At 63.2% G+C, this 15,000-nt stretch carries 16 protein-coding genes; 6 read left to right on the top strand and 10 right to left on the bottom strand.

What is annotated here, in order from left to right:
* Positions 1-12: 12 nt before the first annotated feature.
* The 7 genes from ACP146_RS19145 to uxaC all read right to left on the bottom strand — a co-directional run bounded on the left by ACP146_RS19145 (position 13) and on the right by uxaC (position 8,319).
* Entirely contained in the window at positions 13-1,068 is a 1,056-nt protein-coding gene (locus ACP146_RS19145) for an ABC transporter ATP-binding protein (RefSeq protein WP_422368356.1), read from the bottom strand.
* Positions 1,069-1,117: 49 nt separating this feature from the next.
* Positions 1,118-1,987 carry a carbohydrate ABC transporter permease gene (locus ACP146_RS19140; RefSeq protein WP_422368355.1) on the bottom strand — a complete coding sequence of 290 codons (870 nt, stop codon included), beginning with the start codon at positions 1,985-1,987 and terminating at the stop codon, positions 1,118-1,120.
* A complete protein-coding gene (locus ACP146_RS19135) occupies positions 1,987-2,832 on the bottom strand; it encodes a carbohydrate ABC transporter permease (RefSeq protein WP_422368354.1) in 846 nt (281 codons plus the stop codon). The genes ACP146_RS19140 and ACP146_RS19135 overlap by 1 nt, the downstream gene beginning before the upstream one ends.
* Positions 2,833-2,929: 97 nt before the next feature.
* Positions 2,930-4,216: an ABC transporter substrate-binding protein gene (locus ACP146_RS19130; RefSeq protein WP_422368353.1), complete on the bottom strand. Its 1,287-nt coding sequence runs from the start codon at positions 4,214-4,216 to the stop codon at positions 2,930-2,932.
* A gap of 56 nt (positions 4,217-4,272) precedes the next feature.
* Positions 4,273-5,283 (bottom strand): LacI family DNA-binding transcriptional regulator, encoded by a 1,011-nt coding sequence (locus ACP146_RS19125; RefSeq protein WP_422368352.1) that lies wholly within the window; start codon positions 5,281-5,283, stop codon positions 4,273-4,275.
* Between the two features lie 110 nt (positions 5,284-5,393).
* Positions 5,394-6,881 carry a mannitol dehydrogenase family protein gene (locus ACP146_RS19120; RefSeq protein ID WP_422368351.1) on the bottom strand — a complete coding sequence of 496 codons (1,488 nt, stop codon included), beginning with the start codon at positions 6,879-6,881 and terminating at the stop codon, positions 5,394-5,396.
* A gap of 22 nt (positions 6,882-6,903) precedes the next feature.
* The gene (gene uxaC / locus ACP146_RS19115; protein WP_422368350.1) at positions 6,904-8,319 is read right to left on the bottom strand and encodes a glucuronate isomerase; all 1,416 of its coding nucleotides are present in this window, start codon (positions 8,317-8,319) and stop codon (positions 6,904-6,906) included.
* Positions 8,320-8,495: 176 nt separating this feature from the next.
* On the opposite strand from uxaC, the gene ACP146_RS19110 reads away from it, so the two are divergent.
* Genes ACP146_RS19110 through ACP146_RS19095 form a run of 4 tightly spaced genes read left to right on the top strand, consistent with a single transcriptional unit; the run spans position 8,496 to position 11,152 of the window.
* On the top strand, positions 8,496-9,182 hold the full coding sequence (locus ACP146_RS19110) for a MarR family winged helix-turn-helix transcriptional regulator (protein ID WP_422368349.1): 687 nt from the start codon (positions 8,496-8,498) through the stop codon (positions 9,180-9,182).
* A gap of 19 nt (positions 9,183-9,201) precedes the next feature.
* On the top strand, positions 9,202-9,864 hold the full coding sequence (locus ACP146_RS19105; RefSeq protein WP_422368348.1) for a protoglobin domain-containing protein: 663 nt from the start codon (positions 9,202-9,204) through the stop codon (positions 9,862-9,864).
* Positions 9,864-10,433, top strand: a complete 570-nt coding sequence (locus ACP146_RS19100) for a redoxin domain-containing protein (protein ID WP_422368347.1) — start codon at positions 9,864-9,866, stop codon at positions 10,431-10,433. Before ACP146_RS19105 ends, ACP146_RS19100 begins: the two co-directional genes overlap by 1 nt.
* Positions 10,430-11,152 carry a glutamine amidotransferase gene (locus tag ACP146_RS19095; RefSeq protein ID WP_422368346.1) on the top strand — a complete coding sequence of 241 codons (723 nt, stop codon included), beginning with the start codon at positions 10,430-10,432 and terminating at the stop codon, positions 11,150-11,152. Before ACP146_RS19100 ends, ACP146_RS19095 begins: the two co-directional genes overlap by 4 nt.
* On the opposite strand, the gene ACP146_RS19090 is transcribed toward ACP146_RS19095, so the two are convergent.
* The 3 genes from ACP146_RS19090 to ACP146_RS19080 form a co-directional block, all read right to left on the bottom strand.
* Positions 11,149-11,934 carry an amino acid ABC transporter permease gene (locus tag ACP146_RS19090; protein WP_422368345.1) on the bottom strand — a complete coding sequence of 262 codons (786 nt, stop codon included), beginning with the start codon at positions 11,932-11,934 and terminating at the stop codon, positions 11,149-11,151. The two genes, ACP146_RS19095 and ACP146_RS19090, sit on opposite strands and share 4 nt — an antisense overlap.
* A gap of 79 nt (positions 11,935-12,013) precedes the next feature.
* Positions 12,014-12,799, bottom strand: coding sequence for a transporter substrate-binding domain-containing protein (locus tag ACP146_RS19085; protein ID WP_422368344.1), 786 nt, complete (start codon positions 12,797-12,799; stop codon positions 12,014-12,016).
* Positions 12,800-12,909: 110 nt separating this feature from the next.
* Positions 12,910-13,620, bottom strand: coding sequence for an HD domain-containing protein (locus ACP146_RS19080; protein ID WP_422368343.1), 711 nt, complete (start codon positions 13,618-13,620; stop codon positions 12,910-12,912).
* A gap of 198 nt (positions 13,621-13,818) precedes the next feature.
* Here ACP146_RS19080 and ACP146_RS19075 point away from each other — a divergent pair, with 198 nt between their 5' ends.
* Both ACP146_RS19075 and ACP146_RS19070 read left to right on the top strand, forming a co-directional pair.
* On the top strand, positions 13,819-14,043 hold the full coding sequence (locus ACP146_RS19075) for a DUF2061 domain-containing protein (protein WP_422368342.1): 225 nt from the start codon (positions 13,819-13,821) through the stop codon (positions 14,041-14,043).
* 161 nt (positions 14,044-14,204) lie between these two features.
* A complete protein-coding gene (locus ACP146_RS19070; RefSeq protein ID WP_422368341.1) occupies positions 14,205-14,996 on the top strand; it encodes a hypothetical protein in 792 nt (263 codons plus the stop codon).
* The last annotated feature ends 4 nt before the right edge of the window (positions 14,997-15,000 follow it).

The raw sequence follows: 15,000 nt of genomic DNA, 5'->3' as shown, positions 1-15,000 counted from the left end.
GGAATGCGGTTGTCAGTGCAGCGCTTGGCCGCTTTCGCTGTCGAACCATCGCAGTCGTCCCGGTGCCAGGGCCAGATGCACTTCCTGACCGCTTCTGATCGGCGAATCGGCCGCGGTCGTCACCCGGAACAGCTGCTGATCGACCGACAGGGTGAGCAGGTTATGGGGGCCGAGCGGCTCGACCACGGTGACATGTCCGCTCAAATGATCTGCTGCGGACGCTTCGGCGACGACGACGTCTTCCGGCCTGATCCCCAGGGTGACCCGGCCATTGCCCTGGCTGGGCGCCGTGAGGGCAGCCCCGGCAATGTGACAATGCCCGTTCCGGCGCTCGGCCTGGAGAAAGTTCATCGGCGGGTTGCCGATGAAGCCGCCGCAGAACTCGTTGGCGGGGTTCTGATAGACCTGGATCGGGCTGTCGTACTGGATGATGTGGCCGCCATGCATGACGGCGATGCGATCGGCGAGACTCATGGCCTCGACCTGATCGTGTGTCACGTAGATCGTCGTGGTTCGGCTCTCCGCCAGCAGGCCTTTCAGCTCGGCCCGCATCTCCAGGCGCAGCAGCGCATCGAGATTGGACAGCGGCTCGTCCATCAAAAGGACTTCCGGTTCCATCGCCAGGGCGCGGGCCACGGCGACCCGCTGGCGCTGGCCGCCGGAAAGCTGACCGGAATAGCGCTCCAGCAGGTGTTCGATATGCATCATGCCGGCGGCTTTTTTTACTCTTGGTTCGATCTCGCTGTTCAGCAGCTTTTTCATGCGCAGGCCAAAAGCGATGTTCTCGAAGATCGTCAGATGCGGAAAGACCGCATAGTTCTGAAAAACCATGGCGATATTGCGGTCGCGCGGCGGCAGGCCGTTGACCTGTTTGTCACCGATCTTCAAAACGCCGGAGGTTTCCGTCTCCAAGCCGGCAATGATGCGCAGCAGGGTCGTCTTGCCGCAGCCCGAGGGCCCGAGGAGAACGGTAAATTCCTCCGGCTGGACGTCCAATGATACGGACTTCAGGGCCTCAAAGGTGCCGAAGACTTTTCGAACCTTGTCGACATAGATACCAGCGGCCATGGTTTTACTCCCTAGTCGTCGCGCAGTCTTGGCTGCGCTCGGTTTTGGCTCAGCGGTTGGCAATACCCCACATGCTGAAGAGGTATTTGCGGACGGCAAAAATGAAGACCAGCGCCGGCACCACCAGGAAAAAACCACCGGCAAAGCGGAAATAGAGGGGCGATTCCGACAGCGTGGTCAGCAGGAAGGCGGTCAGTGTCGGGTGCTGCAGGGTCAGGATGGTCGCCGCGAAAACCTCGTTCCAGGAAATCACGAAGGCGAAGATCGCTGCGGCCGCGAGGCCGGGCGTTGCAATCGGCATGACGACGCGCAAAAAGGCCTGAAAGCGGGTGCAACCCATGGTCCAGGCGGCTTCTTCCAACTCAAAGGGAATGCCCATGAAGAGGCTGGAGCTGATCAGCACGGCGAAGGGCAGGGCAAGCGCCGAGTGCACCAACGCCACCCCGAAGACCGTGTCGTAGAGGCCGAGCTTGATGAAGGTGACGGTGAGCGGCAGGGCCAGGATCGCGATGGGGAAGGCGCGGGTCATGACGATCAGCAGGCGAAAGCTGTCCTTGCCGCGAAAGCGGAAGCGCGCCAGGGCATAGCCGGCCGGGGCGCCGAGACCGATGGAGATCACCATGGTCAGTGCCGCCACCATTACCGAATTCAGGAAGGCCGAGAAGACGCCGCGGACCCCGAAGAAAAAAGCGATGGTATCGGTGGAGATATCGAAAGGCAGATAGGCCTTGGGCCAGGCGAAGACCGCATCACGCGGCGAGAAGGCGCTGAGCACCAGCAGGTAGATCGGCAACAGCACCCAGAGGCAGAGGATCAGGCAGATGGTGGCGAAGAGCCACTGTCCAACGCTCCAGCGCGGCAGCAGGCGGTCGAGCAGGCTGCGTTTGTCCTGAAGGTCTTCTTGCGTGGCGTCGGTCATCATTGCGGCTCCTCTTTCACGCGCAGCACCCGCAGATAGACCAGGGTGAAGGCGATGGAGATGAGCAGGATGAGCACGGCATAGGCCGAGGCGACGCCGCTGTCCCGGTAGTCGAACTGCCAGAGAAAAGCCTCGCCCATCAGGACCGGCAGGTCACGGCCGCCGAGGGCGACGACCACGGCAAAGACCTCGAAAGCGAGCAGAGTGCGCAGGATCAGCGCCGTCTGCAGGCTCGGCTTCAGCAGCGGCAGGGTGATCTTGATGAAACGCTGCCAGGCCGAAGCGCCGAAGATTTCCGCGGCTTCGTTGTATTCCTTGGGGATCAGCTGAACACCGGCCACCAGGATGACCATGACGATGGCGGTGGCACGCCAGACCTCGGCAAGGATAACGGCGGCGAAGAGCGCCACCGGTGTTTCGTAGCTGAGCCAGAGCGTGGGTCCGTCCAGCAGGCCGAGGGCCGAGAGGGCCGTGTTGATATAGCCGCGCTCGCTCAGCAAGGCGAGCCAGACCACCCCGGCGGCCAGGTCGGAGATGCCCAGAGGGATGGTCCAAACGTAAAGCACGAGGTCGCGCCCGGCGCGGATCTTGGTCAGCATCATCGCCATGGTGAGGGCGATGGCGAGCTGCAGGGGAACGACGATCAGCACCAGGATCAGGGTGTTCCAGAACGACAGACCGAAGTTGATGTCGTCGGCCATGGTCCGGAAATTTTCGAAGGTCCACTGGCCGTCCGCTTGAAAGGCGATGATGAAGGCGTCGGCGAAGGGATAGGCAAAGAGCGCAATCAGAAAGACCAGGCTCGGCGCCAGCAGCCAGTAGGGCAGCGTTTTCTCAGAGATCATCGTTCCCCCTTTATCGTTCCGCTGACGGGGATCTGGCGCCTTAAGGCGTTGATCCCCCGTCAGCGGACGATCAAAGATACGGGTCTTCCCGCTGCGGCTATTTTACGGGGCAGGCGCCGTCGCTCGGCTCGTCCGGGGCCCAGCAGGGTGCGCCGGTCTCCTCCATCAGCTTGCGCAGGTTGCCGGCCTGGCGGTCCAGGGTTTCGTCGATGTTGGCATTGCGCAGCACGATCAGTTGGAAGGTATCCATGAAGACCTTGTTGAACTCGCGGCCCTTGTCACCCAGGCCGACCGGCAACAGGCTGGGGTTCGCATCGGCGGAAGCCGACTGTGCCGTCACTGCGGCCCCGGCGATCTGCACGCCGCGCGGCAGGTCGTCCGGCAACTCCATTTCAATCGCCGGGAAGAAGCCGATGGCTTTCAGGGTGGCGATCTGTGTTTCCGGTTGCGTCATGTAGTCAATCAACTTGGCCGCGGCGTCGCGGTCGGGTCCGTTGGCCGGCACCGCGAGGCCCGCGACCACGGGCATGAAACCCCGTCCTTCGGGGCCGGCGGGGGCGGGGAAGGCGATGAAATCGTCGGGGCGCTGGTTGAAAGCGTCCATCAGGCGTGCCGTATGGTCGAAGGCGACCCAGACCTCACCGGCCAGAAGCGGTTCCTGCATGAAGTCGTAGGAGGTGGAGCGCGGGTTCACGGTTTTCCAGAGATCCCGGAAAGAGGCCCACATGGCCGAAGCCTTTTCGCCGCGGTACTCGGTGACCACGGAATCGGTGAAGGAGGGATAGAGATAACCCTGGAAGAAGCGGTGCATCAGGCCTTTGCGCCCGGCAGGGAAGCCCAGTTTGCGCTCCCCGGTGGCGGCTTGGATATTGGCGCTCCAGGCCGCCAGTTGGTCATAGGTCAGCGCCATTACATCAGCACCCTCTGGCAGGTACTGCAAGGCTTCGCGATTGGCGGCCATAACATAGCTGGCCTGCATCCAGGGAACGTAATGCTGCTTGTCGGTGCCGAGCTTGCCGAGCTCGACGAAGGTGCCGATCAGTTTGCGGTCGCCCAGCGACGACATGATGTCGTCCACCGGGGCCAGGGCGTCGGCGCCGGCCAGGACTGGAAAGTTGCCGTGTAAAGCGCCGACCAGACCGATGGAAACGTCGCCGGCCTCGGCTTCGGCGAGAATACGGTTCAGGAAGGGGCCGTCTTCCTGTGGGATGTAGTCGACCTCACCGTCGAAGGCGCCCAGCACGGTGTTGCGCATGGCCTCCGCCTCTTCGATGGGCCGCGCCTGGGTCGAGAGAAAAATGGTTTCAGCCGAAGCGGGATAGCCGGCGAACAGAAGGGTGGAGACGGCGGCGGCCGACAGGCCGGTCTTGAGCATGGTCTTCATCTTTTCCTCCACTGTGTTTTTTCGTTTTTCTTTTTCGTTTGGGTTTTGATTCGGTTTCAGGGAGCGGGCCCGCTCGACTCGCGTTCGATCAAGGGGGCCTCCAGCAGTTCCTGCAGATCGGCAATGGCGGCGCCGCCAAGACGGGCGCAGACCATGTCGGCGAGCCTTGCACCGGCCCCGCGGATGTCCTGGCGCATGGTGGTGAGGGCCGGTTCGGCCTGGGCGGCCATCGGCAGGTCGTCGAAGCCGACGATCGACAGTTCCTCCGGTACCGCGATGCCCAGACGGCGGGCGATGCGCAGGGCGCCGAGGGCAATGGAATCGTTGGCGCAGAGCAAAGCCGTCGGTGGCTTTGCGGCGCCCAGCAGCCGTTCGGCAGCGGTGGTGCCGCCGCGTTCGTTCAGCTTGGTGACGGCGTAGAGATCCGGATCGAAAGCGATGCCGGCCTCCTGCAGGGCATCTTCATAGCCGGCCCGGCGCTCGCCCGCGGTAAAGAGTTCCTCCGGCGCGCCGATGAGCGCGATATGCCGATGCCCGAGTTCGATGAGGCGCCGGGTACTGCGGCGAAAGGCTGTCCGCGCATCGGCATCGATGAAGGCGATGGGTGTGGCTGTTTCGGCCCGGCCGTGCGCGACGAAGGGAATGCCGCGCCCGATCAGATAGTCGATCCGTTCGTCATGGCGGCGGGTCCGGGCGATGATGACCGCATCGGCCCGGCGGCCTTCGACCAGGCGTTTGTAGGCATCGAGTTCCGCCGGCCCCTCCGGCACCGCGCAGACCACAAGATCCAGATTGGCGTTGTGGAGACGCTCGCCGACGCCGACCAGCAGTTCCAGGAAGAAGGGGTCCTCGAAGTGGCCGAACTGGCTCGGCAGGATGATGCCGACGGCCTCGGCGGTGCCGCGCTGCAGGGCCTGGGCCAGGCGATTGGGCACATAGCCGACCCGCTGAGCGGCCTCTCTCACCTTTTCGCGCGTCGATTCACTCACGTCAGGGTAGCCGTTCAGCGCCCTGGAAACGGTTGTGATAGAGAGGTTTAAGTCTTCGGCGACGCGCTTAAGGGTCATTTTTCATGATCCAAAACGTTTTGGAAAGTGTATTTCGGATGATTATTGCCGTCAACACGTAATATTATTTCTTCGAGACTCGTGATCCGAACGGCCTGGCCGTCGCGGTGCTACGCGGAAATGCGCGCCAGGGTTGCTTTGACGGCCCGGGCGCTGCCGACAGCGAGAAGGCGCCCGAGGGCCTCGCTCAGCGCCTGGCGCAGAGCGCTGTTGCCGGCGAGATCGGGATCAAAGACCTCCTGGAGGGCGACGAAGGCGGTGACCGTCTGCGCCGCATCCCCCTCGCCCTCGGCAAATGCGCGAGCGAGCTTTGCGGCCAAGGGGTCGCGGACGTCGATGTCCTGCCCGCTCTCATCCTTGCCGGCCACGTAACGCATCCAGCCGGCAACAGCCAGGGCCGAGAGATCGATGGGCTGGCCGGCTTGCAGGCGGTCGCGGATCGTGCCGAGCAGCCGTTGCGGCAGCTTCTGGCTGCCGTCCATGGCGATCTGCCAGGTGCGGTGTTGCAGGCCGGGATTGGCGAAACGCTCGATCAGAGCACCTTTGTAGCCCTCCAGATCCGCGCCGGGTGGCAGCTTCAAAGTGGGACCGGCCTCGCGGTCCATGAAGGTCCTGGCGAGGTTCCGCAGGGTATCATCGGCCATGGTATCGGCGATGGTCTCGTGGCCGCAGAGATAGCCGAGATAGGCGAGCAGGGAGTGGCTGCCGTTCAGCAGCCGCAGTTTCATCTCTTCATAGGGCGCCACGTCCCCGACCATCTCCGCGCCTGCCTCTTCCCAGGGCGGGCGGCCATCGGCGAAGCGGTCTTCGATGACCCATTGGCGGAAGGGCTCGCAGACAACGACGCCTTCGTCGCGCAGGCCGAGCTTCTCGGCGATGCGCCGGCGGTCCGCCTCGGTGGTGGCCGGCACGATGCGGTCGATCATGGTCGACGGGAAAGGCACTTCGGCTTCGATCCAGCGGGCCAGGGCCGGATCGGCGGCCTCGGCCATTTCGAGCATCAGCCCGCGCAGGGTGGTGCCGTTGTGGGGCAGGTTGTCGCAGGAGAGCGGCGTAAAGGGCTTTCGTCCTTCCTCGTAGCGCTTGCGCAGCCCGGCGAGGAGAAATCCCAAAGCCGAGCGCGGCTGTTCCGGGTGCTGCAGGTCGTGGCGGATGTCCGGGTGGTCGTGCTGCAGCGCGCCGCTGGCTGGGTCGTGGCAGTACCCTTTTTCGGTGACGGTAAGCGAGACGATGCGGGTCTGCGGATCAGCCAAGCGCGTGACCAGGGCGCCGGGGTCTTCCGCGGCGAAGAACACCTCTCTTACCGCGCCGATGACGCGCAGGCTTTCGCCCTCCGGTCCGGCCACGGCTTCGGTATAGAGACCGTCCTGGGGCGCCAGTTGATCGCGCACGCCGGGCCCGCGCAGGCTCGCCCCGCAGATTGCCCAGTTATGATGTCCGGCAGCCAGCAGGTCGTCGCCGTAGACCGCTTGATGGGCGCGATGAAAGGCGCCGATGCCGAGATGGACGATGCCGCTCCGGCAGGCGCTGCGGTCGTAGGCCGGGCGCCTGATCTCCGACGGCAGCGCGGTCAGCGTCTTGTCGCTCAGCCGCTTCATCGGACAAATGGACCCTTCGGCGTCATAGCTTGTAGGCCTGCTTCACCAGCCGGTAGGTCAGATCCTGGGCGACCTCCAGGGCCTCGTCTTCGTCCAGGCGGTGGCTGCAGACCAGCTCTGCCAGATAGGCGCAGTCGACCCGCCGGGCGACATCATGGCGGGCGGGGATCGACAGGAAGGCGCGGGTGTCGTCGTTGAAGCCGACGGTGTTGTAGAAACCCGCCGTTTCGGTGAGGGCGCGGCGATAGCGCAGCATGCCTTCGGGGCTGTCGTAGAACCACCAGGCGGGGCCGATCTTCAGGATCGGATAGTGACCGGCCAGCGGAGCCAATTCGCGGCTGTAGCTGGTTTCATCCAGTGTGAAGAGGATGACAGAGAGTCGTTTCTCGTTGCCGAAGCGGTCGAGCAGGGGCTTTAGGGCCGAAACATAATCGGTCGCCGAGGGGATATCGGCACCCTTGTCGCGGCCGAAACGCTCGAACAGCCCGGCGTTGTGATTGCGGAAGGAGCCGGGATGGATTTGCATCACCAGGCCGTCGTCCAGACTCATAGCCGCCATTTCCGTCAGCATTTGGGCGCGGAACAACTCGCTGTCTTCGGCCGTGCCGCTGCCTTCGAGGCATTTGGCGAAGAGCGCGCCGCAGGCTCCCGGATCGAGATCGGCTGTTGCGGCGCTGGGGTGGCCATGATCTGTCGAGGTCGCCCCCATCTCCGCGAAGAACGCGCGGCGCTGCCGCAAGGCCGCCAGATAGCCGTTCCATGTCGTCGTGTCTTCGCCGGTCAGGTTGCCGAGCGCCGCAAGGTTTTCGGCGAAACCCTCGAAATCGGGATCGACCACCGGGTCGGGCCGGAAGGCCGTGATCACCCGTCCGTTCCAGTTGCTGTCGCGGATCGTCTTGTGATGCGCGAGGTCGTCGAGGGGCGACTCGGTGGTCGCCAGCACTTCGATGTTGAAACGGTCGAAGAGCGCGCGGGGCCGCGCATCGTTTTGCTGCAGCCGCTCTGAGAGCTGATCGTAAATGCGGTCAGCCGATTCCGCTGTCAGCAGTTCGCCGATGCCCAGCACCTCCGAGAGCGCGTGGTCGAACCAGAGGCGCGAAGGCGTGCCGCGAAAAAGGTGGTAGTGCTCGGCGAAGCGCCGCCAGATCTTGCGGCCGTCGCTTTCCACCGCTCCGCCGTCGCGGCGCGGCACACCGAGGTCCTCCAGATCGACGCCCTGGCTGTAGAGCATGCGGAAGAGATAGTGGTCGGGGATAATGAAGAGTTCGGCGGGGTTGCCGAAAGGCCGGTCCTCGGCGAACCAGGCCGGATCGGTGTGGCCGTGCGGCGAGACGATCGGCAGATCCTTGATCTCGGCATAGAGCCGCCGCGCAACGGCGCGTTGCGCGGCCTCGGCGGGAAACAGGCGGTCTTCGTGAAGCTGCAGCGGCTTGCCCATGCGGTTCTTCTTTTCCTCTTCGGCTGGTCGTTGTGCAGCAGTTCGGTGGCCGCAAGTTATGGCAGAGCCTGGCCGCAAGGGTAAAGCGGCCTTCCCCGACCTTGTCCACTCTCCCGCACTTGACATCGGACTTAGGGGCTTCTATTTAGTTAGGACTACGAACTAAAGAGATGGCCATGAGCCCGAAACCCTTCCAGGAAGAAAGCGATGCCCTGAACCGCAAGGTCGGTCTGGGTCTCAGCAAAATCGGCCAGGCAATCCGCAGCCAGGCCTGGAAAGGGGCGGGCAGCCAGGGGCTGACGCCGACCCAAGGCCAGGTTCTCGCCGTTCTGGCGGGCATCCAGGCGGATCAGCCGGGCCTGCGTCTTGCCGCCGTGGCTGAGGCTTTGGGGATTACCCGGCCGACAGCCAGCGAGGCGGTGGGAACTCTGGTCCGCAAGGGCTTGGTGGCGAAGGGACCGGACCCCAAGGACAGCCGTGCCGTCGCCTTGCAGCTAACAGCGGAAGGCCGGCGTCAGGCGGCGGAAGCATCGCTCTGGCCGGACTTCCTCCTGGCCGCTGTCGACGACCTGGAGGTTGCCGAACAGCAGGTGTTCTACCGGGCGCTGATGAAGATGATCCGCAACCTTCAACAGCGCGGCCAGATCCCGGTCTCGCAGATGTGCGTCACCTGCCGTTACTTCCGCCCCGGGGTTCATGACGATCCCTTGCGCCCGCACCACTGTGCCTTCGTCGATGCCGCTTTTGGTGAAAAGGAACTGCGCCTCGACTGTTCCGATCATGTTGCCGCCGAACCGCCGCTTCAGGAATTGAACTGGAGCCGTTTTCTGGAGTCCGTCGTTACCCCCCAAAACGACCCCTAGAAGCTTAGGAGCAAAACCCATGTCCGTTTTAAAAGCGGGGATCGCCGCCACGGCGATTACCCTGAACGCTATCGCTTTGCCTGCCTCCGCCGGTGCCGAGGAGGCGCCCGGTTACCGTTACGCCAGCACCGATCTGCCCCGCTCGCCGGTCACTCTGAGCGACCTCGATCTGCTGAAGAAGACCTTGTTGTTTACTGAGGACGACGTGACTCATCTGCGGCTGGCCGGTGAGGTCTTGTCGGACCAGATCGAGGCGGTGCTGGATGTGTGGTACGGCTTCGTCGGTGCCAACCCGCATCTCATCTATTACTTCACCAACAAGGCCGACGGTTCACCCAACACGGAGTACCTGGCCCGGGTACGCCAGCGTTTCGCGCTTTGGATCCGCGACATCACGGCGGCCAACTACGACCAGGTCTGGCTCGACTATCAGCACGAGATCGGCCGCCGCCACCACCGTATCGGCAAGAACGAAGTCGATGCCGCCCCGTCGGTCGATCACATCCATTTTCGTTATCTCGTCGCCTTCATCTATCCGATTTCGGCAACAGTGAAACCGTTCCTTGCGAACAAGGGTCACGCGCCTGAGACGGTAGAGAAGATGTATGCCGCCTGGACCAAGGCCGTCATCCTGCAGACCATTCTCTGGAGCCACCCCTACATCCGCGAGGGAGACTTCTGATGGAGACCTTGGAGCAGGCGGTGGAGGAATGGCCGCTGCTGCCGGACTGGTCGGTCGCGCAGTGGTTCAACACCGAAGTACCGCTTAGTCTTTCGGACCTGCGCGGCAGGGTGGTGATGCTGTTCAGCTTTCAGATGCTCTGTCCGGGCTGCGTCGCCGAGACCCTGCCGCAGGCGAAGAGACTGCGTGAAACCTTCCGTGAAGACCATCTTGCCGTCATCGGCCTGCACACGGTCTTCGAGCATCACGAGGCCATGGGCCCGGCGGCGCTGGCGGCTTTTATCCACGAGTATCGTTTGACCTTTCCCATCGCCGTTGATCTGCCTCGGAAAGACAACCCTGTGCCGGAGACCATGGCCCGCTATGGCCTGCGCGGAACCCCCGGCCTGCTGCTGGTGGACCGTGCGGGCCGGCTGAGACGCCACCATTTCGGTCATTTGCCGGACTTGCAGCTCGGCGCCGCCGTCAGCAGACTGCTCGCTGAGAGCCCGGCGTCACCGGAGCGGCAGCCGCAGTCTGTGGCGGAACCTCTTGCCGGCCGCTGCGAAGAGGGAGTCTGTACTGTATGACCAAAACGGCTGTGGCCATCCGCCATGTCGCCTTCGAAGACCTCGGCAGCTTTGAGCCCGCGCTGCGGCAGCTTGGCTTTGAGGTCAGCTACCGCGAAGCCGGTCTCGACGATCTGGCGGACCCGGCGCTGCTGGCGGCCGATCTGTTGGTCGTCCTTGGCGGTCCCATCGGTGCTTATGAAGATGACAGCTATCCCTTTCTGGGCGATGAGATCGCCAGCATCGAAAAGCGGCTGGCGCGGCAACGCCCGACCATCGGTGTCTGCCTCGGGGCGCAGCTCATGGCCTGCGCCCTGGACGCGCGGGTCTATCCCGGCGGGGTGAAGGAGATCGGCTACGGCACCCTGACCTACAGCGATGCGGGGCGGCGGGTCCTGGCGCCGGTCGCAGAGGCCGAAGCGGCGGTTCTCCACTGGCACGGCGACACCTTCGACCTGCCGGAGGGCGCTGTTCGGCTGGCCTCGAACCAACACTACGAGAACCAAGCCTTCGCCCTCGGCGACTTCGCTCTGGCGACCCAGTTCCACATCGAGGCGACGGTAGAAGGTCTGGAGCGTTGGTTCATCGGCCACACCCTGGAGATCGCCACGACGCCCGGCGTCGATGTGCCGGGACTTCGGGCGCAGGCGAGGCGCTTCGGCGACGGCTTGGCGACGGCATCTGCTGCTACATTGGAGACCTGGCTGCATTCGGCGGAGAGAGAGGCCGCGTCCGCCTAGTGTGCTCCCTCCAGCACGTTGGCGCCCATGCGTTTCTCCAAGTGGCGCACCAGCCAGGAGACGACCAGTACCAGCACCAGGTATTCGAGCAGCAGGATGGTATAGATCTCCAGCGGGCGGTAGACGGTGACTGAGAGTTCGTTGGCGCGGCGGGTCAGCTCCGGCAGGCCGAGGACGTAGACCAGCGACGACATCTTCAGCATGTAGACGAACTGGTTGCCCATGGCGGGCAGGATGCGCCGGATCGCCTGGGGCAAAATCACCAGACGCATTTTCTGGAAGTAGGTAAGGCCGAGGGAGTCGGCGCCGTCGATCTGGCCGCGCTCGATGGACTGGATGCCCGCGCGGAAAATCTCGGCCTCAAAGGCGCTGTCGCAGAGCGCCAGGGCGATGACCCCGGCGACGAAGGGCGAGAGTGAGATGCCGAGCAGGATCGGCAGGCCGTAGTAGGTCCAGAGCAGCATCACCAAAATCGGGATGGCCCGGAAAATCTCGACATAAACCCTGTTGAAGGCCCGCAGCTTTTTGTCTTTGGCAAGGCCGGGCAGGGCGACGAAAAGGCCGATCAACACCGAGAAGAAGATCGAGACGCCGGAGATCGCGATGGTCAGCCAGAACCCGCTGAGCAGGAAGAAGAAGTTGTCGCGTCCGCGCGGCGTGGTCGGCAGCACCTCGTACCAGCCCCAGGAGACGCCCCCCGCGTTGCCGCAGGCGCTGAGGAGGAGCAGAGCGGCGAGGAGCGCGCCGAGAGTGGCGAAGAAGCGGGTCGTGGTCTGGGCCATAAAAAAAGGCGGCGGTGCGAGCCTGGAGTGAATACATTCCAGGCCCGCGCCGCCTCTCCGTCAGAGGGTCAGGAATTGCTCAGTCGAGCGGGATCCACTTGTCGGTCAGGTCATCAAAGAAGCCCTGGTTCTCTTTGATGCGGATCCAGTGGTTCAGGTAGTTGAGCCAGATCTGGTCGTTCTGCTGCACCAGGAAAGCGATGTCAGCCGGGGCCGCCGGTTCGTCCACCGGCACGATGGTCAGGACCTCGTGCGCTTCGACCAGCTTGGAGGCTTCCACGTTGCTGGTGACCGAGACATCGGCGCGGCCGGCCAGCACTTCCTGGAAGTCACGGGCGGGTGCTTCGATGGTGCGGATCATCGCTTTGGGGAAAAGCTTCTTCACCTGCTGTTCCTGGCTGGTCCCAAGCGTTACCGCCACGGTCACATCTTCCTGGTTGATGTCTTCCCAGGCAGTGAAACGACCGGCGTTCTTCTGCTGGGTCAGCGGCACGGTACCCAGGGTGTAGTAGGATTCCGTGAAGCCGACGCTGCGGATGCGCTGCGGGGTGATGGAAGCGCTGGTTGAGATGTCGTATTTATCGGCGACGATGCCCGGCACCAGTGTCTTCCATTCCGTCGGCACGAATTCGATGTCGACGCCCAGGTCCTTGGCCAGTTCGGTCATCACGTCGATGTCGAAGCCGGTGTAGCCGCCGCTGGCCGGATCCTTCATCGACATGGGGTTCCAGTCGCCGGTGGTGCCAACCCGCAGTTTGCCGGATTCCAGAATCTTGGTGAGGGTGGAGTCCTGCGCCGCGGCCGGGATCGCCCAGCCGAGCCCGGTCAGCAGAAAGGATGCCAGAAGAAGCCTCAGTGTTTTCATTGTCGTTTCCCTTTTCCCAGGATTTTATGCGGGCACGCATCTGGAGCGGCCCTCTGCATCAAAGAACGCGGCCTCGCGCCGCAAAGAATCCTCTGCCTTTGCCGCCCGTGTCAGTCGACGATGAGCCGGCGCGGCGGACGCGCGAAAACGCGTTGCACCATCGGTTCGAAGAAGCTGAGCGGCGCCGTGTCGTAGCGGGCGCAGATCGCGCGCTGGTCGTAACAGTCGACAAAACGGGCAGTCCAGTCGAAGTGGGGATGGCCGCGCCAGCGTTCCCGCTCCTCCGGGTCGACCTCGTGGTCGTGGACCCCGGCCAGATGAACCTGTTGGAAGATGGCGTGGTGGCGCAGCATCCAGATGTTCTTCTCTGAGACGTAGTTGGCCAGCAGCGCGGCGGCAAAGGCGCCGTGGCTGTCGGGGCAGGCCACAAAGCCGATATCATGGAACAGGGCGGCGACGACGGTTTCCTCGTCTTCGCCGGCGCGGTGGGCGAGGGTCGCCGCCTGCAGGCAGTGCCGGTAGTTGTTGATCTGATAGCCGAAGCTGGCGTCCTGCTCCGCGGCGGCGAGAAACCGCAGGGCCTGCAGCGCCTGCTGTTCGGCGTAGTAGGCGTTGCGTTGTTTCTGCAGCAAAGCCCATTCGCCGGCCGTCAGGTCGTCCAGTTCCGGTTTATCGACATAGTGCCAGTCTTTGCGGAGCAGCGGGCTGCGCTCGGCGGCGTCGTGTCCCGACGCCATCACCGCCCCGCGGCTATTGCCCCCGTCAAGCCGGATGCCGCTGCTGTGCTCCATATCCGGAGCCCGCGTCCTGCGGTCGCCCATCTCACGCCCCTGTTGTCCTCTATCCCCCTGTCGGCAGTCTTGTTCGCTGCCGCTTTGCTTAGCGGGAAGTGTCGAAGAACTCTGACTGGCTGTCAAAGCCGGAGTTGAAATAGGAATTTATGTCCTGTCTTGACATTTCTGTATTTAGAATGTATCTAAGAAGCATTCGCAATTAGAAACTATCGAGGAAGGCAAACCATGAAGCGGGATCTGGCGAAAACCGTGTCTTTCGCAGTGCTTCACTTCGCTGTCGGCTTTGGCGTGACCTTCGCGCTCACCGGCTCGGTGGTGATTGCGACCGGCGTCGCGCTCATCGAACCGGCGGTCAACACCGTGGTGTTCTTTTTCCATGAGCGCTTTTGGCAGCGTATCGGGAGATCCGGCAATGCAGGCTTGGCATCGCCAGCAGCGAGCGCCGCGTGACCCTGTTGTAGAGACGGAAGAGGCTGGGCTGCGCGCCGTTCTCGTCAACTGAAGGGACCGCGTCTGAAGGCTGCGACAGATCACAGATATATTACAATTACATGACAGTTACGTGACGCATGCTGTCGGCAGATGTCGCTGCAATGCTGCCAAGGCTTGTCATGCCCCGATCTTCCGCCGCCGCGCAACCGCCCCTTTTCGACCCCTCTAATCCGGCCGAGGTCGATACGGCGCTTGAGGCTGCAGGCCCGGGTCAGGCGCGGCATATCCTGACCATCAAGCTGAGTTATGTTCTCGGCTTTCTCTGGGTCGCCGTGGCCGGCGTCGTGATGCTGAGCCTGCTGCAGGATCTGCTGATCTTCGGGCTGCCGGATGCCGGCCTCTCCGAGCGAATCTACCGTCTCGACCTGGATACCGAGGCCAGCCTGCCGACCTGGCTGGCCAGCGCCTTGATGGCCTGCGCCTCCGCGCTGCTTTTCCTTGTTGCCGTACAGGTAAAGCGTGAGCAACCGCGCAAGGCCATCCCCTGGTTCTTTTTGGCAGTTGTCTTTTGTGCGCTTTCAGTTGATGAAATCGCGATGATCCATGAATGGCTTTCGGGGTTTCTGAGCGCCCGGATCGACAACAGCGGTCTGTTCTACTTCGCCTGGACCATTCCGGCTCTGGTGATCTGCCTTGCGGGGCTGATCTGTTTCATACCCTTCATCCTCAGCTTCAAGGGAATTGACCGCATCCTTCTGGCTGGTTCGGCGGTTGTCTTCCTCTCCGGTGCTATCGGTATGGAGATGCTCGGCGGTTCGGTCGCCGAAGTGGGCGGCGTTGAAACGCTGCAGTACCGGATATTCACGACCATCGAAGAGACGCTTGAATACAGCGGCGTTCTTCTGTTTCTCTATTTCATCCTCAGACAGCTGCGCCGGTCTTTCAACCGCACCACGATCTGTTTCGAATAGTCCT

The organism is Pelagibius sp. (genome assembly GCF_965249265.1).
Lineage (GTDB): Bacteria > Pseudomonadota > Alphaproteobacteria > Kiloniellales > Kiloniellaceae > Pelagibius.
Note: the sequence above shows the minus strand (reverse complement) of the source record. Positions and strands in the feature narration are given on the sequence as shown.